This is a genomic window from Cognatundibacterium curvum, assembly GCF_014284235.1.
GTDB lineage: Bacteria > Pseudomonadota > Gammaproteobacteria > Burkholderiales > Burkholderiaceae_D > Undibacterium > Undibacterium curvum.
The window spans coordinates 297,190-318,399 of sequence record NZ_JACOGD010000006.1 but is presented as its reverse complement, the minus strand read 5'-3'; the positions used below and the strand labels follow the sequence as shown (position 1 = coordinate 318,399).

17 protein-coding genes are annotated in these 21,210 nt (G+C 54.2%); 9 read left to right on the top strand and 8 right to left on the bottom strand.

The window, feature by feature from the left end; genetic code table 11:
- Positions 1 to 2: 2 nt before the first annotated feature.
- Positions 3 to 1,199, bottom strand: coding sequence for a serine hydrolase domain-containing protein (locus H8K43_RS13245; RefSeq protein WP_222611042.1), 1,197 nt, complete (start codon positions 1,197 to 1,199; stop codon positions 3 to 5).
- A 41-nt stretch (positions 1,200 to 1,240) separates the two neighbouring features.
- On the opposite strand from H8K43_RS13245, the gene H8K43_RS13240 reads away from it, so the two are divergent.
- The 5 genes from H8K43_RS13240 (at position 1,241) to H8K43_RS13220 (ending at position 7,604) form a co-directional block, all read left to right on the top strand.
- Positions 1,241 to 2,509, top strand: coding sequence for a glycerate kinase type-2 family protein (locus tag H8K43_RS13240; protein WP_186904273.1), 1,269 nt, complete (start codon positions 1,241 to 1,243; stop codon positions 2,507 to 2,509).
- 227 nt (positions 2,510 to 2,736) lie between these two features.
- Positions 2,737 to 4,317 (top strand): ABC transporter ATP-binding protein, encoded by a 1,581-nt coding sequence (locus tag H8K43_RS13235; RefSeq protein WP_408058536.1) that lies wholly within the window; start codon positions 2,737 to 2,739, stop codon positions 4,315 to 4,317.
- A gap of 31 nt (positions 4,318 to 4,348) precedes the next feature.
- Complete coding sequence (locus H8K43_RS13230) at positions 4,349 to 5,374, top strand: ABC transporter permease (RefSeq protein WP_230403947.1); 1,026 nt, start codon at positions 4,349 to 4,351, stop codon at positions 5,372 to 5,374.
- 3 nt (positions 5,375 to 5,377) lie between these two features.
- On the top strand, positions 5,378 to 6,289 hold the full coding sequence (locus H8K43_RS13225; RefSeq protein WP_186904270.1) for an ABC transporter permease: 912 nt from the start codon (positions 5,378 to 5,380) through the stop codon (positions 6,287 to 6,289).
- Between the two features lie 175 nt (positions 6,290 to 6,464).
- Complete coding sequence (locus tag H8K43_RS13220) at positions 6,465 to 7,604, top strand: BMP family ABC transporter substrate-binding protein (protein ID WP_186904337.1); 1,140 nt, start codon at positions 6,465 to 6,467, stop codon at positions 7,602 to 7,604.
- Positions 7,605 to 7,690: 86 nt separating this feature from the next.
- Here H8K43_RS13220 and H8K43_RS13215 read toward each other — a convergent pair whose 3' ends face one another.
- Together H8K43_RS13215 and H8K43_RS13210 are read right to left on the bottom strand one after the other, a co-directional pair.
- Complete coding sequence (locus H8K43_RS13215) at positions 7,691 to 8,617, bottom strand: LysR family transcriptional regulator (protein WP_162019667.1); 927 nt, start codon at positions 8,615 to 8,617, stop codon at positions 7,691 to 7,693.
- Positions 8,614 to 9,396 (bottom strand): class II glutamine amidotransferase, encoded by a 783-nt coding sequence (locus H8K43_RS13210; RefSeq protein ID WP_186904269.1) that lies wholly within the window; start codon positions 9,394 to 9,396, stop codon positions 8,614 to 8,616. The genes H8K43_RS13215 and H8K43_RS13210 overlap by 4 nt, the downstream gene beginning before the upstream one ends.
- Positions 9,397 to 9,546: 150 nt before the next feature.
- Between H8K43_RS13210 and H8K43_RS13205 the strand changes: the two genes are divergently transcribed.
- On the top strand, positions 9,547 to 9,891 hold the full coding sequence (locus H8K43_RS13205; protein ID WP_186904268.1) for a hypothetical protein: 345 nt from the start codon (positions 9,547 to 9,549) through the stop codon (positions 9,889 to 9,891).
- Positions 9,892 to 9,938: 47 nt separating this feature from the next.
- On the opposite strand, the gene mnmE is transcribed toward H8K43_RS13205, so the two are convergent.
- The 5 genes from mnmE to rpmH form a co-directional block, all read right to left on the bottom strand.
- Positions 9,939 to 11,345 (bottom strand): tRNA uridine-5-carboxymethylaminomethyl(34) synthesis GTPase MnmE, encoded by a 1,407-nt coding sequence (mnmE, locus tag H8K43_RS13200; RefSeq protein ID WP_186904267.1) that lies wholly within the window; start codon positions 11,343 to 11,345, stop codon positions 9,939 to 9,941.
- Between the two features lie 746 nt (positions 11,346 to 12,091).
- Positions 12,092 to 13,822, bottom strand: a complete 1,731-nt coding sequence (yidC, locus tag H8K43_RS13195) for a membrane protein insertase YidC (RefSeq protein WP_186904266.1) — start codon at positions 13,820 to 13,822, stop codon at positions 12,092 to 12,094.
- An 8-nt stretch (positions 13,823 to 13,830) separates the two neighbouring features.
- Positions 13,831 to 14,085, bottom strand: a complete 255-nt coding sequence (yidD, locus tag H8K43_RS13190) for a membrane protein insertion efficiency factor YidD (protein WP_408058544.1) — start codon at positions 14,083 to 14,085, stop codon at positions 13,831 to 13,833.
- Positions 14,086 to 14,140: 55 nt separating this feature from the next.
- Complete coding sequence (gene rnpA, locus H8K43_RS13185) at positions 14,141 to 14,551, bottom strand: ribonuclease P protein component (protein WP_162019657.1); 411 nt, start codon at positions 14,549 to 14,551, stop codon at positions 14,141 to 14,143.
- Between the two features lie 55 nt (positions 14,552 to 14,606).
- Positions 14,607 to 14,741 (bottom strand): 50S ribosomal protein L34, encoded by a 135-nt coding sequence (gene rpmH / locus H8K43_RS13180; protein ID WP_061535510.1) that lies wholly within the window; start codon positions 14,739 to 14,741, stop codon positions 14,607 to 14,609.
- A 643-nt stretch (positions 14,742 to 15,384) separates the two neighbouring features.
- On the opposite strand from rpmH, the gene dnaA reads away from it, so the two are divergent.
- From dnaA to gyrB, 3 genes are all read left to right on the top strand, one after another.
- Positions 15,385 to 16,779: a chromosomal replication initiator protein DnaA gene (dnaA, locus tag H8K43_RS13175; RefSeq protein WP_186904265.1), complete on the top strand. Its 1,395-nt coding sequence runs from the start codon at positions 15,385 to 15,387 to the stop codon at positions 16,777 to 16,779.
- Positions 16,780 to 17,071: 292 nt separating this feature from the next.
- Positions 17,072 to 18,178 carry a DNA polymerase III subunit beta gene (gene dnaN / locus H8K43_RS13170; protein WP_162019655.1) on the top strand — a complete coding sequence of 369 codons (1,107 nt, stop codon included), beginning with the start codon at positions 17,072 to 17,074 and terminating at the stop codon, positions 18,176 to 18,178.
- A gap of 302 nt (positions 18,179 to 18,480) precedes the next feature.
- Positions 18,481 to 20,979 carry a DNA topoisomerase (ATP-hydrolyzing) subunit B gene (gene gyrB, locus H8K43_RS13165; protein ID WP_186904264.1) on the top strand — a complete coding sequence of 833 codons (2,499 nt, stop codon included), beginning with the start codon at positions 18,481 to 18,483 and terminating at the stop codon, positions 20,977 to 20,979.
- Positions 20,980 to 21,210 lie beyond the last annotated feature (231 nt).

Genomic DNA, 21,210 nt, shown 5'->3' with positions numbered 1-21,210 from the left:
CCTTATTTAGCACCGACGGCCTGATAAGCCAGCCGTTTAAAATCAAATGAAAACGGATGCCAGAAGCTCATCAGCTTCTGTGTCATCAGTACACCGGCGATCTGATGACGCGGCGAGATCCACCAATGCGTACCCGCGATACCACCCCATTCAAATTCACCCGCTGAAGCAGGCGGATCATTCACATCGGGCTGCAGCGTGACGGCACCGCCCAGACCAAAGCCCTTATTCGGTACATTGCCGATGCCGGGAAAACTGATCCCTGTCCCGGCTGGCAGCTGGTTTTGCATCATCAGGGCCATGCTTTCCGGCTTCAGGATCGCATCGCCACCCGGCAGGAAAGTGCGCATCAGCGCCAGCATATCGTGCATGCTGGAGACCAGGCCACCGCCACCCGACAAGCGCGCGACCGGCTGGGTAAAAGCACCCGGATACGGCGATTTATCCAGCCTGCGCAAACCACGCTGCAGGATATTCTGCGGATCGGCGCCACTGTAATACGCAGTCAGGCGACCGAGCTGGGCTTGCGGCACATAGAAGCCGGTATCATCCATTCCGAGCGGATTAAAGATGCGCAAACGCAGGAACTGATCGAAATCCCTGCCACTGACCACTTCGACGACGCGCGATAAGACATCGGTCGCAATCGAATATTGCCAGGCACTGCCGGGATGAAAATTCAATGGCAAGTCTTCCAGTAAAGTGATCATCTCCGCCAGGGTCTGAAATGCATTCAGTACCCGTCTTTCGTTATAGGCTTTGTAGAGCAGGCTGCCATGATCGAGCAAGCCATAGCCGAGGCCGGAAGTATGGTTCAGTAACTGGCGTATTGTGATCGCTGAGTGCGCCGCTTCAGTATCGTCCAGACTGCGCGCATCGGGCCGCAATACGCGGCGCTTAGCCAACTGCGGAATATAAGGGTCGACCGGATCATCCAGTCCCAGTTTGCCATCTTCCACCAGCAGCAGGATCGCCATCGAGGTGATCAGCTTGGTATTAGAAAAAATCCGGAACAAATGATCTTCGCGTAGCGGGATGTCGTGTTCCTTGTCAGCCCACCCGGCGCAATGCAGATGCACCAGATCCTGAGCTTTCAGCACCGCAGTGGAGACACCCGCCAGTATCTGGCGGTCCACATACTTTTGCATCGTTGCATTGACTTGAGCAAAATCGTAAGACATAGGTTTAAGATGAGTCATGCGCAGTTTCGCGCAAAACCGTCATCTTACTCCTCTACGCCATGACTATTTCGTCCCCACGCCAATTTCTGCATTCCCTGTTCGACTGCGCCGTCGCTGCCGCCAGCGCCAGCCAGCGTCTGCCTGCCTTCTTGCCCAGCCCGCCGACGCAGGGCCGCACGGTCGTGATCGGTGCCGGGAAAGCCGCAGCAGCCATGGCGCTGGCGGTAGAGCAGCACTGGCAAGGACCGCTGTCCGGGCTGGTGGTGACACGTTATGGGCATGGTGCGCCATGTCAGCAGATCGAAGTCATCGAAGCCGCCCATCCGGTACCCGATGCAGCCGGACAGCAGGCCGCACAACGCATATTGCAACAGGTACAGGGGCTGACTGCGGAGGATCTGGTGCTATGCCTGATTTCCGGTGGCGGTTCAGCCTTGCTGGCCTTACCGGCACCCGGCATCACGCTGCAAGAAAAACAGGCGATCAATAAAGCGCTGTTGCGCAGCGGAGCCAGCATCAGTGAAATGAATTGCGTGCGCAAACATCTGTCTGCCATCAAAGGTGGTCGCCTGGCACTCGCGTGCGGACCGGCACGCGTGGTGACGCTGTTGATTTCCGATGTGCCCGGCGACGAAGCGCACGTGATTGCCAGTGGCCCCACCCTGCCCGATCCCGGCACCTGTGCACAGGCACTGGCCATCATGCAAAAATACCAGATCGCGCTGCCTGACAGCGTATTGGCAGACTGGCACAGCGGCGCAGCTGAAACCCCCAAGCCCGGCGATCCGCGCTTCCACGGGCATACGCATCACATCATCAGCACGGCACAACAATCGCTGCAGGCGGCGGCAGCCAAGGCCCGTGAAGCTGGTGTCGCGGCTTATATCCTGTCCGATGAAATCGAAGGCGAGGCAGCCGATATCGGTCTGATGCATGCGGCATTGGCGCGTCAGGTCGCACAACATGGCCAGCCATTCCAGACGCCTTGCGTGCTGTTATCGGGCGGGGAAACCAGTGTCACGGTACGTGGTCAGGGGCGTGGTGGCCGCAATGCCCAGTTTTTGCTGAGTTTTGCACTGGCCTGTGCGGGCCATCCGCGCATCCATGCACTGGCCTGCGATACCGATGGCATCGATGGTACCGAAGACAATGCGGGGGCGTATTACGGCCCAGAAACCTTAGCCCGGGCCAGCGCGTTGCAACTGTCTGGCCGGGCGATGTTAGAAAACAACGATGCCTATCATTTTTTTTCATTTGTTAATGATTTGATCATCACTGGCCCGACCCGTACCAATGTCAATGATTTCAGAGCGATTTTGATTGTGTGAAAGCAGGCCGCTGGCATTTATAATGCTGCCCGAATACAGAACATGTGATTTTTATGATGATGTAGCGCATGCCGCATCTCTACCCTGAAAACGCTGTTGTTGTTGAATTTCATGCCGGCATTCCGGCTTTCTGCTGAATTTTCTGCTGACACCCTGATGACCGGATACCTGTTCCGGTCTGTTCAGGCATGTGGCCAGTACCAGTTTTCCTGGTTGGAAAGGATAATGTGACCTCAACCGCTGCAATCACCGGTTCCCGGCTGGAACTCGTTGACATCTGCAAAAGCTATCCCTCCGTGGTCGCGAATGACCACATCTGCCTGCGCGTGGCGCCGGGCGAAATTCATGCCGTGCTGGGCGAAAACGGCGCGGGCAAATCTACCCTGATGAAAATCATCTTCGGCGCAGTCAAACCGGATTCCGGTCAGATGCGCTGGAATGGGCAAACTGTACAAATCAGTTCGCCGCAGGCCGCGCGCAAACTCGGCGTCTCCATGGTGTTCCAGCATTTCTCGCTGTTTGATACGCTGACCGTCACCGAAAACATCGCACTCGGGCTGGAACCCGGCATCGATATGGCGCAATTGGCAGAGCAAATACGCCAGACTGGTCAGAATTATGGTCTGGAGCTGGAACCACACCGTCATGTGCATACCCTGAGCGTGGGTGAACGGCAAAGGGTGGAAATCGTACGCGCCTTGCTGACCAAACCGCAATTACTGATCCTGGATGAACCCACCTCGGTGCTGACGCCACAGGCAGTACAGAAGCTGTTTGTGACCTTACGCAAGATCGCATCTGAAGGCTGCAGTATTCTGTACATCAGTCACAAACTCGATGAAATCCGTGAACTCTGCCATTCCGCAACCGTCATGCGTATGGGTAAAGTCACTGGCCATTGCGATCCGCGCCAGGAAACCGCAGCCAGTCTGTCGCGTCTGATGATAGGTGATACCGAAGTCAGCCATGCCGATCACGGCCCGCAAACCACCGGTGCGGCCAAGCTGGTCGTGCAGGGGCTGAGTCTGCCCAAATCCCATGCGTTTGCCACCGCGCTGGACGATATTTCGTTTGCCGTCCATGCCGGTGAAATCGTCGGTATAGCCGGGGTGTCCGGCAATGGACAGCAAGAATTACTGGCCGCCTTATCGGGCGAAGACCGGCGTGCCAAAGCCGACATGATACGGCTGCAGGATAAAGCGGTCGGTAATCGCGGCCCGGCTGCGCGGCGCGCCTTAAAGCAAAGCCTGGTGCCGGAAGAAAGACTCGGCCGTGGCGCGGTGCCTGAACTGAGCCTGACCGACAATATGCTGTTATCGCATCAGCGCGCACCATTCGTGCGGCACGGCATGATCCAGTTTGCCCACACCATCGATGCAGCCGCTGCGATTATTGCGCGTTTCCGCGTCAAGGCTTCAGGACCGGCCGCACTGGCACGCAGTTTATCGGGTGGCAATCTGCAGAAATTCATCGTAGGGCGCGAAATCACGCGTGAACCGGAAGTGTTCATCGTGGCGCAACCGACCTGGGGTGTGGACATCGGTGCCGCCGCCCAGATACACAGCGAGATCCGCAAGCTGCGCGCCGCAGGTTGTGCGGTACTGGTGATTTCGGAAGAACTGGATGAATTATTCAGCTTATGCGATCGCATACATGTGATCGCCAAAGGCCGGCTGTCGCCCTCAATTGATAGCGCAGCAGCCAGCCGCGAACAGATAGGATTATGGATGAGTGGTTTGTGGAATAGTGAAGATGGTGGGAATAGCGTGAATGCGGTGCAGCCGGCACAGGAGGCTGAACGTGTTTAAACTGGAATTACGACCTGGCTCATCGCGCCTGATGGCGTATTGCTCACCGCTGCTGGCGGTGGCGCTGACCATATTCTGTGGCGCTCTGCTGTTCATCGCATTAGGCAAAAATCCTGTCACCGGCCTGCAAGTATTTTTACTCGAACCGCTGCGCAATCTGTCAGCAATCTCAGAACTGCTGTTGAAAACTACACCGCTGGTGCTGTGCGCACTCGGTTTATCGGTCTGTTACCGCGCCAATGTATGGAATATCGGTGCGGAAGGGCAATTGATCGCTGGCGGTCTGGCCGCCGGTGCCACCGTACTGTTTTTTGATCAGGGCAGTGGAGCCAGCCCCTGGCTGGTTTTACTTACTGCTTCAACGGCAGGCGTCGCCGGTGGTGCCTGCTGGGCCAGTATCACAGCGCTGTTACGCGACCGTTTTCATGCCAATGAAATTCTGGTGTCGCTGATGCTGACTTACATCGCGCAGTTATTCCTGATGTATGCGGTGAATGGCCCGCTGAAAGACCCGAATGGCATGAACTTCCCGCAATCCAAAGTCTTTTCCAGCGAATATCTGCTGCCGCATCTGTTTTCCGGCAGCCGTCTGCATGTAGGCTTTATCGTGATGCTGGCAGCGACGGCAGCGATGGCGGTGTTCGTGTATCGCAGCTTCGCCGGTTACCGCCTGACGGTGGGTGGACTGGCGCCGCTGGCGGCACGATATGCCGGTTTTTCCAGCCGCAATGCACTTTGGACTTCGCTGCTGATTTCCGGTGGTTTCGCCGGACTGGCCGGTGCGTTTGAAGTGACTGGCCCTATCGGTCAGGTACTGCCGTCGATCTCGCCGGGGTATGGCTTTGCCGCGATTATCGTGGCGTTTATTGGCCGCCTCAATCCTATTGGCACCATCTTTGGCGGTCTGGTGTTATCGCTGTTTTATCTGGGTGGAGAATTGGCGCAATCGCGTCTGGGTCTGCCATCGGCCATCACCGGTTTGTTCCAGGGCATGCTGCTATTCATGCTGCTGGCCTGTGACACGCTCATCCACTACCGTCTGCGCTGGAAAAAATAATTCATGGAAAACTTTGCTTCTTTAATTGCCGCCTCCATCAATTCCGGCACCCCTTTGCTGATTGCCGCACTCGGTCTGCTGATCAATGAACGTGCAGGTGTGCTGAATCTGGGTGCAGAAGGCATGATGCTGGTGGCGGCCATCGTCGGTTTCGCAGTCGCGCACCAGACTCACAATCCCTGGCTGGGCTTTGCCGCAGGTGCAGTCGCCGGCATGCTGATGGCGACGCTGTTTGCGTGGCTGGCCTTGTCACTGGCAACCAATCAGGTCGCGACCGGGCTGGCCTTGTCTATTTTCGGCACCGGCTTATCGGCTTTCATTGGTCAGTCTTTTGTGGGGCAATCGCTGCCTGCAGGCAGCCACGGCATTCCAGTACTGAATCAATTGCCCTTTGTCGGTAAAGCCTTATTTGATCAGCATCTGGCGGTGTATTTCAGCCTGCTGTTATGCGCAGGACTGATCTGGTTCCTGTACCGCAGCCGTGCCGGACTGGTATTGCGTGCAGTTGGCGAATCGCCGGAATCGGCCCATGCGCTTGGTTATCCGGTATTGCGTATCCGCTTTCTGGCCTTGCTGTTCAGCGGTGCCTGCTGCGGTATCGCCGGTGCCTATCTGTCGATTATCTATACGCCAATGTGGGTGGAAGGCTTGGTCGCGGGTCGCGGCTGGATTGCACTGGCGCTGACCACCTTCGCCACCTGGCGTCCGGCACGGGTCTTGCTCGGTGCTTTACTGTTCGGCAGCGTGACTATCCTGCAATTTCATTTTCAGGCGATAGGGATAGCGATTCCATCGCAAATCCTGTCTATGCTACCTTATGTTGCCACCATCGTGGTGCTGGTCCTGATCTCGCGCAATCCTGACTGGATACGCCTGAATATGCCAGCCTCGCTGGGTAAGCCCTTCCGTCCGTAAAGACGGGACTGCTGATTTTGTGAGGACTGACACAAAATTGTCCCGGCAAGGCATGGCGACGCAGGCAGTACGAGCTGCACGAGCTGTACAAAAAGGAGCCATAACGCCGCTGGGGCGGTTTTGTGTAAGTCCTATGTAATGAATTTACTGTTTTGTTCACTTAAGGAAGTCCATGATGACAATCTCCCGTAGAAAAACCCTGGTCGCTGCGATCTCGTTTGCCGTACTCGGACTGGCCGCCTGCGGCAAGAAAGACGAAGCGCAGCCAGCTGCTTCTGCAGCATCCGGTGCCACCGCTGCCAACAGCGCAGAAGCACTAAAAGTCGCCTTCATTTACGTGGGCCCGGTCGGCGATGCAGGCTGGACTTACGCGCATGATGCGGCCCGTAAGCAAGTCGAGGCACAGTATGGCGAAAAAGTGAAAACCACTTTCGTCGAAAACGTCCCCGAAAGCGCAGCCGATGCAGAACGCGTGATCCGTGATCTGGCCAGCCAGGGCAATAAGCTGATCTTCGGCACCACTTTCGGCTATATGGAAGCGATGGTCAAAGTCGCCAAGGATTTCCCGGATGTGAAATTCGAACATGCGACTGGCTTCAAAACCGCAGCCAATATGGCGCAATACGATGTGCGTACTTATGAAGGCGCGTATCTGGCCGGTGTCGCTGCCGGTAAGCTGAGCAAATCCGGCAAACTGGGTGTGGTTGCTTCGGTACCGATTCCTGAAGTGCTGCGTAATATCAACTCCTTCACACTGGGCGCACGCTCTGTGAATCCGAATGCCACCACCAAAGTCGTGTGGGTCAATAAGTGGTTTGATCCGGGCAAAGAACGCGAAGCAGCGACTACCCTGATCGGTCAGGGCGTGGATGTGCTGATGCAAAATACCGATTCCGCAGCAGTGGTGCAGACTGCAGAAGAAAAAGGCGTACTCGCATTTGGCTGGGACAGCGACATGACTAAGTTCGGTCCGAAAGCCCACGTAGCCGCCTCCACCATAGACTGGAGCGTGTACTACAACAAACGCGTAGGCGAAGTGCTGGAAGGTAAATGGAAATCAGACACCACCTGGTGGGGCCTGAAAGAAAACATGATAGACCTCAAGGCTTTCAATGCCACGCTGTCTGATGAAGTCAAAAAACTCATCGCAGAACGTCGTCAGGGTGTGATTGATGGCACAGCACCCATCTGGAAAGGTCCGATCAAGGATAATACCGGTAAAGAAGTGCTGGGCAAAGATGCCGTGGCAGACGACAAATTCCTGCATGAAGTGAAGTTCTATGTGGAAGGCGTGGACGGTAAGGTTCCGGGCTAATACCAGGTTGATCTAAGCTGAGCTCAGCTTAATTAGACTGACCTAAATAAAAACGCGGCTCAGCAGTGAGCCGCGTTTTTTTATGGCTAAGCGCACACCTGTTGCGCTGACTCGGCAATGATTTTGCGTAACCATTGCACTTCCGCCGCCGCATGCACACGTTCATGCCAGAGCATGAAGAATTTCATCTTAGGCATAGGAACCGGTACCGGCAGCACTTCTATCGGCCAATCTTTCGCACATTGCACCGCAAAGCTGCGGCTGGTGGTGAAGAGCAAATCGGTGCGTGACAAGACATACGGCACCATGCCGAAGTAAGGCAGGGTCATCTGAATTTTGCGCTTATGCCCCAGCTCAGCCAAGGCCGTGTCGATGATGCTGCGGTGTCCTGCCATATACGGCGTCGGTGCCAGATGTGGCATATCCAGATAGTAGCGCAGCGACAGTCCTTTGCTGACCACCGGATGCTTGCGGTTCACCATGCAGACCAGCTCATCTTCAAATAACTGAGCGATATGTAATTGCGGCGGCAGATCCGGCCAGTTCCCGATTACGCAATCGAGTTCGCCGTTTTCCAGTGCAGTCGCATAATCAAAACCGGCATTCAGCGCATGAATCACCAGGCCTGCGTTTGGTGCCAGTTCCCGTACTTTTTCCATCACCAGCGGCAGCAGTAACACACTCAGATAATCCGGTGCGCCCAGATGAAATACGCGTTGGGTAGTCGCCGCGACAAAGGCGGGCGCGGGACTGGCAATACTCTCCATCACCTTCAGTCCCTGCTGCGCCAGTTGCAGTAATTCCTGACCACGCTCGGTCGGTGTCATGCCGTTTTTACCGCGCACCAGAATCGCATCGCCAGTGATATCGCGCAGACGTTTGAGCATATTGCTGATCGCTGGCTGTGACTGTCCCAGCTTCATCGCGGTGCGGGTCACACTGCGCTCAGTCAGCAAGGTATGCAGCACGCGCAGTAAATTGGTATCGAGCTGATCGACCAGACGCGGGTTCATGCGGCGTCTCCTGCCAGCCAGACATCGCCATCCACGAAGACCTTCATCTCACCGGGCTGGTACTGGGTCCAGTGTTCATTATGGGTCAGAGGCTCAGTCACGATCACCGCCACTTTGTCGCGTGGCGTGGTCACTTCAGAAAAATCCACACTCATTTGCTCATCCGACAGGCTAGCGGTAGGGAAAGGATACTGACGCACGATGTAGTGCAGCTTGGTCGAACAATGGGTGAACAAAGCTTCTCCATTCGACAGCATCAGATTGAAAGTGCCATAGGCCGCGATTTCACGGCAGATGTCTTGCATGAAGCGGCTCAATGCGGGCAAGTCCGGACTTTGCTCTCCGAAGCGTTCACGCATGCGCTGTAGCAGATAACAAAACGCCATTTCGCTATCGGTGCTGCCGACCGGCAGAAAGCTGCCATCGAGTTCAGGCGCAAAATTTTTCAGATCGCCATTATGGGCAAACACCCAGTATTTGCCCCAGCATTCACGTACAAACGGATGGCAGTTTTCCAGCGTGACTTCGCCCTGCGTCGCTTTGCGGATATGCGCAATCACATTTTCGGATTTGATCGGATAGCGTTTGATCAGCTCTGCCACCGGCGAACTCATCGCTGGCTGATGATCGACAAACAGGCGCACGCCATTGCCTTCAAAAAAAGCGATGCCCCAGCCATCCTTATGCTCATCGGTCAGGCCGCCGCGCGTCGCAAAACCGGTAAAGCTGAACACGATATCGGTCGGGGTATTGCAATTCATTCCTAGTAATTGACACATGATGCAGAGTTTAAATGTTCACACGATCTACCTTAACATAAGCCAGCTGGCTATTGCGCTCCGGGCTGCGCAGAACACGTAAATCCTTGCCAAGTACCGAACTTGCTGTGCTATATTGGCAATTAATTAAGCAATGTAGATGGAGGGGAAATGATTTATCACGGCTACTTATACGACTCTATTCTCAGAGCTATCCCAGAACTGGCTGAAGTCGCGCCAGCACGCTATCCGGCATTATTGGAAGCCGCTCAGCAAACGGCTTTCAACAGCCAGCGCCGTCACTGGTGGGCAGTTGCCAGCGGTGCGATCTACATCCTGGCCTTTGTAGCGTTTATGTATGATTCAAAAACGTTTGGAGCGCTGACTATGGTAACGCTGAGTTTCTTGCTGCAATTTCTGGCTGATTATCTCTACCTGCGTACCTTGCGCCCTGCGGTGCTGGCCTTACTGGATAAGGAACAGCTATCAGCATCTGGCGGCGTACAGCACGCCTGACAGATGCGCAATACTGGCAGGACGCTGCAAGCAGCGCTGCCAGTCGCTTATTTACCGATACAAAAACGCGAGAAAATCACGCCCAGCAAATCATCGCTGGTGAATTCACCGGTGATGCTGTTAAGTCTGTCCTGCGTCAGGCGTAATTCTTCGGCGAATAAATCGAGTAACTGATCGTTTTGCGCCGCATACTCCGCCGCTTGCTGCAGATGTTCATGTGCGTGTTTGAGGGCGATCAGATGACGTTCACGTGCCAGATACAGAGACTCACCGGTTTGCTCCCAGCCTGCGATACGCAGCAATTCCTGACGTAATAAATCTATCCCTACATGGTCCTGTGCCGACAGATAGATGTGGGTCGCATCTTCCATAGGATCGACACTGGCATGATGGCCGGATAAGTCAATTTTGTTCCACACACGGATGACAGGCACGCCATCCGGAAAACGTGCCACGATGGCTTCATCGGCGCGGGTAGGGCCGCGGCTGGCATCCAGCAAATGCAGAATCACATCAGCTTTTTCCACTTCGGCCCAGGTGCGTTCTATGCCTATGCGTTCGACCGCATCAATCGCATTCACGATGCCGCCCGGCTCTGTATCATCATGCTCATGCCGGATACCGGCGGTGTCGATGATATTGAGCGGGATGCCTTCGATGTGAATAGTCTCGGTGACTTTATCGCGCGTAGTTCCGGCGATAGGTGTGACGATGGCGACATCATCTCCGGCCAATGCGTTGAGCAAAGAAGATTTGCCCACATTCGGCTGCCCGGCCAGCACCACGTTCAGACCCTGGCGCAATAAAGCACCCTGTGCGGCCTGTTCAAATACTTTTTGCAAAGCTGCCTGTATGGTACTGAGCTGACCGCGTGCATTGGATTTTTCCAGGAAGTCGATTTCTTCTTCAGGAAAGTCCAGCGTCGCTTCCACCAGCATACGTAAATTCACCACCTTATCGACCAGCTCATGGATCACACGTGAGAAAGCGCCGGATAAGGATTGGGACGCCGATTTAGCAGCGGCCTCGGTCGAGGCTTCGATCAGATCAGACACCGCTTCCGCCTGCGCCAGATCGAGCTTGTCGTTGAGGAAGGCACGCTGCGTAAACTCACCCGGCTCGGCCAGCCGCAACCCAGCGGCCTGACCCGCTTCCAGACAACGGCTCAGTAACATCTGCATCACTACCGGGCCGCCATGGCCTTGCAGCTCCAACACGTCTTCACCAGTGTAGGAATGCGGTGCCTTGAAATAAATCGCGATCCCCTGATCGATCACACTGCCATCGGCTTGCGTGAACGGCAAATACGTTGCATGGCGCGGTTTGAACTGGGTGTCGTTAAACAAAGCCCGTATCACCGGGCTCAGGTCTTTGCCCGAAATACGGACAACGCCGATACCACCGCGTCCGGGCGCGGTTGCAATAGCGGCGATAGGGATAGGTTCATAAATCATAAGTAAATTCTATCTGTGCTCTGAGTTGGCACCCAGTAAGCTTGTGTTTTCGATGTGTATTGTGTGACGGAAATGCGACAAAGTTTGCGGGCTTAGTTATTTGGCTTCGTGGATGCTTTGGCTAAGCTTTGGCTAAGCTTTGCCGGGTGTGGCCCGGCGGCCACTCCCTTTTCTTTGCTTCGTCAAAGAAAAGGAAGCAAAAGAAAGACGACCGCAAGACTCGCCCTTCGGGTGCTTACGCTACGCTACAGCACAATTGATGTGCTCAGTAAAATGGGAAATGACCGCAACTCGCTGCGCTCAGACAGCGGTCATTTCTGATCCATTTTCCAGCCCACATCAATTGCATCGTCTCAAGCGGATCACCTTCCGACTACGGGCGATCGTTGCGCGCGGGAGTGCGGCACTATCCGCTCAGGCACTGCCTTTGATGCGAGTTAAAAAATGGAATAAGAAAGCTTCGTTGTCTGAGCGCAGCGAGTTTCGAAGCTTTCCCATTTTTTGGCTCGCAGCAAAGGGAACCCCGCAGGGGCAGTGACATTGCGGTCGCCTTCTTTTTGCTTACTTTTTCTTGGCGAAGCAAGAAAAAGTAAGTGGCCGCCGGGCCACCCCCGGCAACGCTTAGGCAACGCTTAGTCAAAGCTTAGACAAAGCTTAAGCAAAGCCCCCACGAAGCCTGGCCCAACAACAAAACAAAACAAACCCACCCAAAAAACAAGCCCGCATCTGCGGGCTTGTTGTGTGCATTAGGCCTTGTGCTCTGGCGGGATCATCTTGTTATTGATCACCCACTGCTGACCAATAGACAGGATGTTATTGACTACCCAGTACAACACCAGACCCGATGGGAAGAAGAAGAACATGACCGAGAAAATCAAAGGCATGAACATCATCATCTTCGCCTGTACCGGATCAGCCGGTGCAGGATTGAGCTTGGTCGTGATAAACATAGAAATCGCGTAAATCACAGGCAGAATGAACAGCGGATCTGGCGAGGTCAGATCGGTGATCCAGCCCATCCACGGCGCGCCGCGCATTTCCACACTCGCTTGCAATACCCAGTACAGTGCCAGGAAAATCGGCATCTGGATCAGGATAGGGAAGCAGCCGCCCAGAGGATTGATTTTCTCTGTTTTGTACAGATCCATCATGGCCTGATTCATTTTTTGCGGATCGTTTTTATAACGCTCACGCACAGCCTGCATCTTAGGTGTGACAACTTTCATTTTCGCCATACTGCGGTAACCGGCAGCAGACAAAGGGAACAGCGCCAGTTTGATCGCGATGGTGAAGACTACGATAGTCCAGCCCCAGTTACCGATCACGTTGTGGATCAGTTCCATCAGCCAGAACAGCGGCTTGGCGATGAAAGCCAGCATGCCGTAGTCTTTGACCAGATCCAGACCAGGTGCGATTTTTTCCAGGCTGGCGGTGGATTGCGGACCGGAATACAGACGCAGGTCATTCGCCACAGTCGCACCCGGTGCCACGCTGCCAACTGGCAGGATATTACCGACTGCATACAGATTGGTATCGACTTTCTTGGTGAAGATATCACGCTGTGCTTTGTCAGCAGGAATCACGGCAGAGACAAAGAAATGCTGCAGCATGGCGACCCAGCCACTGTCAGCCTTCATCGCATGGCTGGCAGTATTTTTCTCGATTTTTTCGAAATCCAGTTTCTGGAATTTTTCTGCTTCGCTGTACACAGCCGGTGCATAGAATTCGCCGGTCGCAGAGAACATGCCGCCGGATTCAGGCTTGGTGCCGTCATGCAGCAACTGCATGTAGACCGAAGGCGTGATCGCCGCTGTCGTGTTATTGGTGACTTCATGACGCACGTCGATGATGTAGTCACCACGTTTGAAAGTCAGAGTCTTGGTCAGCTTCACACCGCCGACTTCCGATTCCAGCACCAGTTGAACCTGCTTGGCGCCGTCAGTGAGTGTGCGCACACCTGGCTTAGCCACAAAGGCAGATTTATGGTTAGGGAAATTACCACCGATCAGACCGGATTGCGCCAGATAAGTACGTTTTGCACTTTGATCAAACAGCACGATATTCAGACTAGGCTGGGCTGCTTTTTTGCTGCTGAACAGTTCCAGGAAAGGCTCATACCAGTGATCGTGATGCACGGCTGCCTTGAACTGCAACAGTTCCAGACGCTTCAGCTCACCACCCTGAGTATCAATATCTGCTTTGAATACGTCGGTCGTGATGGTGATCACTTCACGCTTGATTTCAGGCGCGCCTGGCACCGCATTGGAAGCTGCGGCAGCCGCAATGTTCGCAGCCGGTAAAGTCCCTGCATTGGCAGAGGCACTGGCAGCAGCGCTGGCTTTCGTATTCTGTTGTGCCTGTTGATTCGCGCTAGGGAAGAACATCGAAGCCTTGCCAGTATGGCGGGCCCAGTTATCCCAAAGCAGCAACAGTGACATGGAGAAGATAATCCACAGGACGGTACGTTTGATATCCATTTTGTATGTCAGGAAAGGTGAGAAGAATGACCCTTGCTGTCAGTCTGCTCAGCGTGGGCAGGACAGCATTGGACGGATATGGGGGCGTTTGCTTTTTTTTCACCTGCGGCCGGCACGTGATCGACACCGCCCGGATGCCAGGGATGGCATTTGCACAGGCGTTTGCCCGCCAGCCAGCTTCCTTTGGCAGCGCCATGCAGCTGTATGGCTTCGGCTGCGTATTCAGAGCAGCTGGGATAAAAGCGACAGTTCTGCCCCAGCATAGGACTGATTGCGTACTTATAAAAGCGTAGCAACAGGAGCAGCAGCGTTTTCATGTCAGCCCGTCAGTTTGCAAGCCGGTGCAGCGAACAGACGTAGCAATTCCGCCCGCAGCTCACGTTTAAGCTGGGCAGTGGTAGCAGGACCATCTTTGCCGTTCACAGGCCGCGACAGACGCACGATGCAATCCACAGACTGCAAAGCAGAGCATCTGAAAATCTCACGCGTGACGCGTTTGATCGTGTTGCGGGTCACGGCGCGCGGCGCAAAGCGCTTGGCAGCCACCACCCCCAAACGGGCATGTGTCAGTTCATTGGTTCTGGCATAGAGCACAAAGTGCGCAGTTTTATACACGGGCCGCAAACGAAAAACGGATGAAAATTCATCCGTTTTAACGATGCGGCGTACGCGGGCAAAATCTGCATTGCCTGCATTTGCCAGAACCGGGTCAGCTAAATGATTGATCATGCGATATCAGCCGGGGCTGGCGCAGACCAATTATTTACAATCAAGCTGCCAGATCTCAGGCTGCCAGGCGTTTACGGCCTTTAGCGCGGCGCGCGTTCAGAACAGCGCGGCCACCGCGGGTTGCCATACGTGCGCGGAAACCGTGGGTGCGCTTGCGGCGAACGACGGAAGGTTGGTAAGTACGTTTCATGTTGGTCTCGCTATTTGAGCAATAAAAAAAATCGGAATTACGGATAAAGGCTGTCGTGCATACGACTTCGGCTCGCGCATAACGTCAGGCCTTTCGCCTTTACTGCCCCAAAACCGCTGCTCATGGCTTGCTGCATATTAGTACAAACAATGCACCATCCAATAAAAGAGGGTAGGGAACCCTGAATTAGACACCATTTTTGGCTTACGTGTCAATCACTTAGCACAAAAATTAATCAAAACGGGTTTACCCCCAGTGCTGCAGTGCAAAGAATAAATTTAATCATCAGGCTGTGGATAACTACCGCAGTCGGGGGTAAAATAGAGGATTAGCGCGGCACCGATTTATGTCTGTAAGACAACTTTTACCCGGATATCCTTGATTTCACTGGTAAAAGTCCCTGAGTCAGCTGTGGAAGACTGGCGAGTTATGCACCGTGGATTGCGCAGCAATCAGGTATGACTGGCTGACATTCCGCACATTCCTCCGATAAAGCGGCATCCGCGCATTTGCATTTAATACCTAGGACTTACGCAAAATTGTCCCGGCAAGGCTTGGCGACGCAGACAGTACATTTGTACGGCAAGGAGCCATAACGCCGCTGGGGCAGTTTTGCGCAAGTCCTAATACAGTAAAGTTATTCATGGAAAATTTCTGGCAAGCCTGTTCTTCCCAACTTGAGCAAGAGCTTCCTCCGCAACAGTACAGTGCCTGGATCAAACCGCTGGTACCGCTCGATTTCGAGGACGGTAAGCTGCGCATCGCTGCGCCTAACCGGTTCAAGCTGGACTGGGTTAAAGCCCAGTTCGCGAATCGTATCTCTGAGCTGGCGAATCAGTACTGGGATGACGCGGTCGAAGTCCAGTTCGTGCTCGATCCACGCGGTGGCAAGAAGCCGGTCGCGGCATCGTCCGCGCCTGCGCCTACGCGTGCTGGCAGCGATCAGGACAAGGGCACGCTGAGTGTGGAAATTATTCAGGAACCGGCTGCAGCACCAGAAACCTCGCCGCGCCGCGAGCAAAGCCGCATCAATTCTGATCTGACCTTTGACAGCTTCGTGACCGGTAAGGCCAACCAGCTGGCACGTGCCGCAGCCATTCAGGTCGCGAATAATCCCGGCGTCTCGTATAACCCGCTGTTCTTGTATGGTGGCGTTGGTCTGGGTAAAACGCATTTGATCCACGCAATCGGTAACCAGATTCTGGTCGATAACCCGAATGCCAAGATACGCTACATCCACGCTGAACAATATGTACGTGATGTGGTGACCGCTTACCAGCGCAAAGGCTTTGACGAATTCAAACGCTATTACCATTCGCTCGATCTGTTGCTGATCGATGATATTCAATTCTTTGGCGGTAAAAGCCGTACCCAGGAAGAGTTTTTCTATGCGTTCGAGGCGCTGATCGCCGCGAAGAAGCAAATCATCATCACCAGTGATACCTATCCAAAAGAAATCACCGGCATGGATGATCGCCTGATCTCGCGTTTTGATTCCGGCCTCACGGTAGCGATAGAACCGCCTGAACTGGAAATGCGGGTCGCGATTTTGCTCAAAAAAGCGCATTCGGAAGGCGTCAATTTCTCTGACGACGTGGCGTTCTTTGTGGCGAAGCATCTGCGCTCGAATGTGCGTGAACTCGAAGGCGCATTGCGTAAGATTCTGGCCTATTCACGCTTCCACGGCAAAGACATCACGATAGATGTGGTCAAAGAAGCGCTCAAAGATTTGCTGTCGGTGCAGAACCGTCAGATTTCTGTGGAAAACATCCAGAAAACCGTGGCTGACTTTTTCAATATCAAGGTCGCCGACATGTATTCGAAAAAACGTCCGGCCAATATTGCGCGGCCGCGTCAGATTGCGATGTACCTCGCGAAAGAACTCACTCAGAAGAGCTTGCCGGAAATCGGCGAACTGTTCGGCGGACGCGACCACACCACGGTCTTGCATGCGGTACGTAAAATCACCGCTGACCGGGCTAAAAATCCGGAATGCAATCACGAATTACACGTGCTGGAGCAAACCCTGAAAGGCTGATGCGCGACAGCAGGTAAGCCGCGATGCTGCCCACCTTAGCACCCTGCCGGACAACACTGCGCAGCGGCGCGTCATCAGGGGGCAACAACAAGGGATTAAGCTGCGAACGCCACCAATCTTGCCGGGCATAAATTTTGCAAGATTTCCGACAGGAAATTGTTGCAGGCAGCATGCAAGAAATGCACAACAGATGGCAAAACATCTGACAGAACAGACGGTATACGTGACAATTATGTATAGCAGGGATGTCAGTTATTTCAACCCAAACAACCACAATTAGCGAGGATTTCAAATGCAATTGGTAAAAACCCACCGGGACACACTGCTCCGGCCTTTGCAAATTGTGAGTGGTATTGTCGAGCGTCGGCACACATTGCCGATTTTGGCCAATATCCTCATACGCAAAGATGGTGAGCAAGTGTCGTTCCTCTCGACCGATATTGAAGTGCAGATCACGACCAAGGCCGAAATCGGCTCCGGTGGTGACAGCATCGCCACCACCGTGGCTGCACGTAAATTGCTGGATATTCTGCGCGCACTGCCAGACGACAATGATGTCGTGCTCAAGCTCGACAACAAACGCATGAGCGTACAGTCCGGCAAATCCCGCTTTTCGCTGCAAACCCTGGCGGCAGAAGAATTCCCGACTGTGGCCCAAGCCGAGCATTTCAATGCCAGCGTGAGCTTGCCGCAAAAGACCCTGAAACACCTGTTCAACATGGTGCATTTCTCCATGGCGCAACAGGATATCCGTTACTACCTGAACGGCTTGCTGCTGGTGGTTGATGGTAAAAACGTGATAGCGGTTGCGACTGACGGTCACCGTCTGGCCTTCTGCCAGGTGGAAGTGGAACAGGAATTCCCACGCCACGAAGTGATCATCCCACGCAAAACCATCATTGAATTGCAGCGCCTGCTGGAAGATAAAGATGATCCGGTGCAGCTGGACATCGCTAACAATCAGGTGAAGCTGACTTTTGCCGACATCGAACTGATCTCCAAGCTGGTCGAAGGCAAATTCCCAGACTTCAACCGCGTGATCCCTAAGGGCTATAAAAACAGCTTTACGCTGGGCCGCGAACAGCTGCTGCGCTCGCTGCAACGCGCTGCGATCATGACCTCGGACAAGTTCAAAGGTGTGCGCTGTGTGATCACACCGGGCAGCATGCAAATCCTGTCCACCAATGCGGATCAGGAAGAAGCAGCGGAAGAAATCGAAATCGATTACGGCGGTGATAACGTCGATATCGGCTTCAATGTCAGCTATCTGCTGGATGTATTGAACAACCTGAAATGCGACCAGGTCAGTATCTCGCTGGGCGATTCCAATTCGTCCGCACTGATCACCATTCCAGACAACACTGACTTCAAATACGTCGTCATGCCTATGCGAATTTAAGCCTGACATGAAGCCTGACTTCCCCTCTGCCGCTGGCGGCCGGGGGGAGGATGAGGTGGATTCAGCGCTGCAACAGCAGCATATTCCAGCTGACATCACGCTGCCGGTCTGAGTTCAAAGCTAAGCCCATATCAAGCTGCAAGCAAGCCGACAGCCCATCCTCATCCCGCTCTGCTGACATCCGCAGAAGCGTAAGCGCAACCCGGAACAGTCAGCATCGTTAAGAGCAAAGCAGTAAGACAGACGCATTAAGACCGAATCAGTAAGACCATATCAGTAAGACCAAATAACAGAAGGTAGCCATGTCCGATAACACCCAAGACAACACTCCAGCGCAGCCAAATCAAGCTTACGGCGCGTCCTCCATCCAGATTCTGGAAGGCCTGGAAGCCGTGCGTAAGCGCCCCGGCATGTACATTGGCGATACCTCGGACGGCACTGGCCTGCACCATCTGGTATTCGAAGTGCTGGATAACTCGATTGATGAATCCTTAGCCGGTCACTGTACAGAAATCAATGTCACCATCCATTCGGATAACTCGATCTCCATCACCGACAATGGCCGTGGTATTCCGACTGGCATTAAATGGGATGACAAAAACGATCCTAAGCGCAGCGCTGCTGAAATCGTCATGACCGAGCTGCATGCCGGTGGTAAGTTCGATCAGAACTCCTATAAAGTGTCCGGCGGTCTGCATGGCGTGGGTGTATCCTGCGTGAATGCGCTGTCCAAATTGCTGAAGCTGACTATCCGTCGCGATGGCAAAGTGCATCAGATGGAATTTTCTAAAGGCGTGGTACAAAACCGCGAACTGGAAACCGTCGACGGCGTCGTCACCTCCCCGATCAAAGTCACAGGCGAGACCGATAAACGCGGTACCGAAGTGCATTTCTGGGCCGACGAAGAAATCTTCAATCACGTCGAATTCCATTACGAAATTCTGTCCAAGCGTATCCGCGAATTGTCCTTCCTGAACAATGGCGTACGCATCAAACTGAATGACCACCGCACCGGCAAAGAAGAATTGTTTGCGTTCGAAGGCGGCACCCGTGGCTTCGTTGAATACATCAACAAAGCCAAAAGCGTACTGCATCCAACCATATTCCAGGCCACCGGCGAACGCATGTCCGACCAGGGCACCAACATCACCGTTGACGTTTCCATGCAATGGAATGATGCCTACAACGAACAGGTACTGTGCTTCACCAATAATATTCCCCAGCGCGACGGCGGCACCCATCTGACCGGCCTGCGCGCTGCGATGACACGCGTCATCAACAAATACATAGAAGAACACGAATACGCGAAAAAAGCCAAAGTCGAAGTCACCGGCGACGACATGCGCGAAGGTCTGACATGCGTGTTATCCGTCAAAGTACCGGAACCAAAATTCAGCTCGCAGACCAAGGACAAATTAGTCTCGTCAGAAGTGCGCGGCCCGGTGGAAGAAATCGTCGCCAAAACCCTGACCGACTTCCTGGCTGAAAAACCAAACGACGCCAAAATCATTTGCGGCAAAATCGTGGAAGCCTCACGCGCGCGCGAAGCAGCCCGTAAAGCACGCGAACTGACGCGGCGCAAAGGCGTGATGGATGGCCTGGGCCTGTCATCGAAACTGGCTGACTGCCAGGAAAAAGACCCGGCGCTGTGCGAACTCTACATCGTCGAGGGTGACTCTGCGGGCGGCTCGGCCAAACAAGGCCGCGACCGTAAATTCCAGGCGATTCTGCCACTGCGCGGTAAAGTGCTGAACGTAGAAAAAGCCCGCTTTGAAAAAATGCTGTCGTCCGAACAGATCACCACCCTGATCGCCACCCTCGGCACCAGCATAGGCCCGGACGAATTCAACGTTGAAAAACTGCGCTACCACCGCATCATCATCATGACCGATGCGGACGTCGACGGCGCCCACATCCGTACCCTGCTGCTGACCCTGTTCTACCGTCAAATGCCACAACTGGTGGAACGCGGCCACATCTACATCGCCCAGCCACCACTGTACAAAGTCAAAGCCGGCCGCGATGAACGCTATCTGAAAGACGATGCCGAAGAAGCGCAATACATGATGACCGTGGCCCTGAATGGCGCCGCCCTGATCCCTGGCACCGGTGCCGACCCTATCATGGGCGAAGCACTGGGCGAACTGGTGCGTCAGTACAACCTGGCCAATGCCGTCATGACCCGCTTAACCCGCGTGATCGACCGCGCCGCGCTGACCGCCATCATGACCGGCGTCACCCTGAAACTGGACAGCGCAGAAAACGCACAAGCCTCTGCCGACGCCATGACCGCCGCGATTGCCGACCCATCCGTCAAAGCCATCGTACGCAGCGACGAATTGTCCGGCGCCTTCAGCCTGCGCGTAGAACGTCTGCATCATGGCAATATCAAAGTCAGCCATATCGACGCTGATTTTGCGGATAGCAATGACTACAAAGTGCTGGAACACGCCGCCAACACCTTCACCGGCCTGATCGGCGACGGCGCATTCATCCGTCGTGGCGAAGGCGAAAAAGCCAAGGAAATCGCGGTACAAGACTTCCACAACGCCATGCTGTGGCTGCGCGACGAAGCCGAACGCGGCGTCTCCAAACAGCGCTATAAAGGTCTGGGTGAAATGAATCCGGAACAGCTGTGGGAAACCACCATGGACCCAACCGTACGCCGCCTGCTCAAAGTCCAGATCGAAGACGCCATCGCTGCTGACCAAATCTTCACCACCCTGATGGGCGACGACGTAGAACCACGCCGCGCGTTTATTGAAGGGAATGCGTTAAGGGCGGGGAATATTGACGTTTGATTTGTCGGATGACGGAGGCAGTCAAAGTTAGTGCAATCACAGCTCATTTTTTGCAATCAAAAAGTCGAAGTTATTGCAATCTGCCTCGTGCCCCTAAAAGGACGGCGTACGTAATTCGGCTTCCTCACATGGATTTCGTCTATCCCGACCGCGGCGTCAAGGCCGCGGAGTTATTCGGGTTATGCCAGTTATATGCAATTCCTCAAGAATAAGGAACTGACGGGCAGTCAT

Excerpts from the sequence above, each read along its gene's own strand:
- H8K43_RS13240 (WP_186904273.1), top strand. The coding sequence starts at position 1,241 with ATGACTATTTCGTCCCCACGCCAATTTCTGCATTCCCTGTTCGACTGC.
- gyrB (WP_186904264.1), top strand. The coding sequence starts at position 18,481 with ATGTCCGATAACACCCAAGACAACACTCCAGCGCAGCCAAATCAAGCT.
- yidD (WP_408058544.1), bottom strand. The coding sequence starts at position 14,085 with ATGCTGGGGCAGAACTGTCGCTTTTATCCCAGCTGCTCTGAATACGCA.
- yidC (WP_186904266.1), bottom strand. The coding sequence starts at position 13,822 with ATGGATATCAAACGTACCGTCCTGTGGATTATCTTCTCCATGTCACTG.
- H8K43_RS13220 (WP_186904337.1), top strand. The coding sequence starts at position 6,465 with ATGACAATCTCCCGTAGAAAAACCCTGGTCGCTGCGATCTCGTTTGCC.
- H8K43_RS13215 (WP_162019667.1), bottom strand. The coding sequence starts at position 8,617 with ATGAACCCGCGTCTGGTCGATCAGCTCGATACCAATTTACTGCGCGTG.
- H8K43_RS13210 (WP_186904269.1), bottom strand. The coding sequence starts at position 9,396 with ATGTGTCAATTACTAGGAATGAATTGCAATACCCCGACCGATATCGTG.
- rpmH (WP_061535510.1), bottom strand. The coding sequence starts at position 14,741 with ATGAAACGTACTTACCAACCTTCCGTCGTTCGCCGCAAGCGCACCCAC.
- mnmE (WP_186904267.1), bottom strand. The coding sequence starts at position 11,345 with ATGATTTATGAACCTATCCCTATCGCCGCTATTGCAACCGCGCCCGGA.
- H8K43_RS13245 (WP_222611042.1), bottom strand. The coding sequence starts at position 1,199 with ATGACTCATCTTAAACCTATGTCTTACGATTTTGCTCAAGTCAATGCA.
- dnaN (WP_162019655.1), top strand. The coding sequence starts at position 17,072 with ATGCAATTGGTAAAAACCCACCGGGACACACTGCTCCGGCCTTTGCAA.
- H8K43_RS13205 (WP_186904268.1), top strand. The coding sequence starts at position 9,547 with ATGATTTATCACGGCTACTTATACGACTCTATTCTCAGAGCTATCCCA.
- rnpA (WP_162019657.1), bottom strand. The coding sequence starts at position 14,551 with ATGATCAATCATTTAGCTGACCCGGTTCTGGCAAATGCAGGCAATGCA.
- dnaA (WP_186904265.1), top strand. The coding sequence starts at position 15,385 with ATGGAAAATTTCTGGCAAGCCTGTTCTTCCCAACTTGAGCAAGAGCTT.
- H8K43_RS13225 (WP_186904270.1), top strand. The coding sequence starts at position 5,378 with ATGGAAAACTTTGCTTCTTTAATTGCCGCCTCCATCAATTCCGGCACC.
- H8K43_RS13230 (WP_230403947.1), top strand. The coding sequence starts at position 4,349 with ATGGCGTATTGCTCACCGCTGCTGGCGGTGGCGCTGACCATATTCTGT.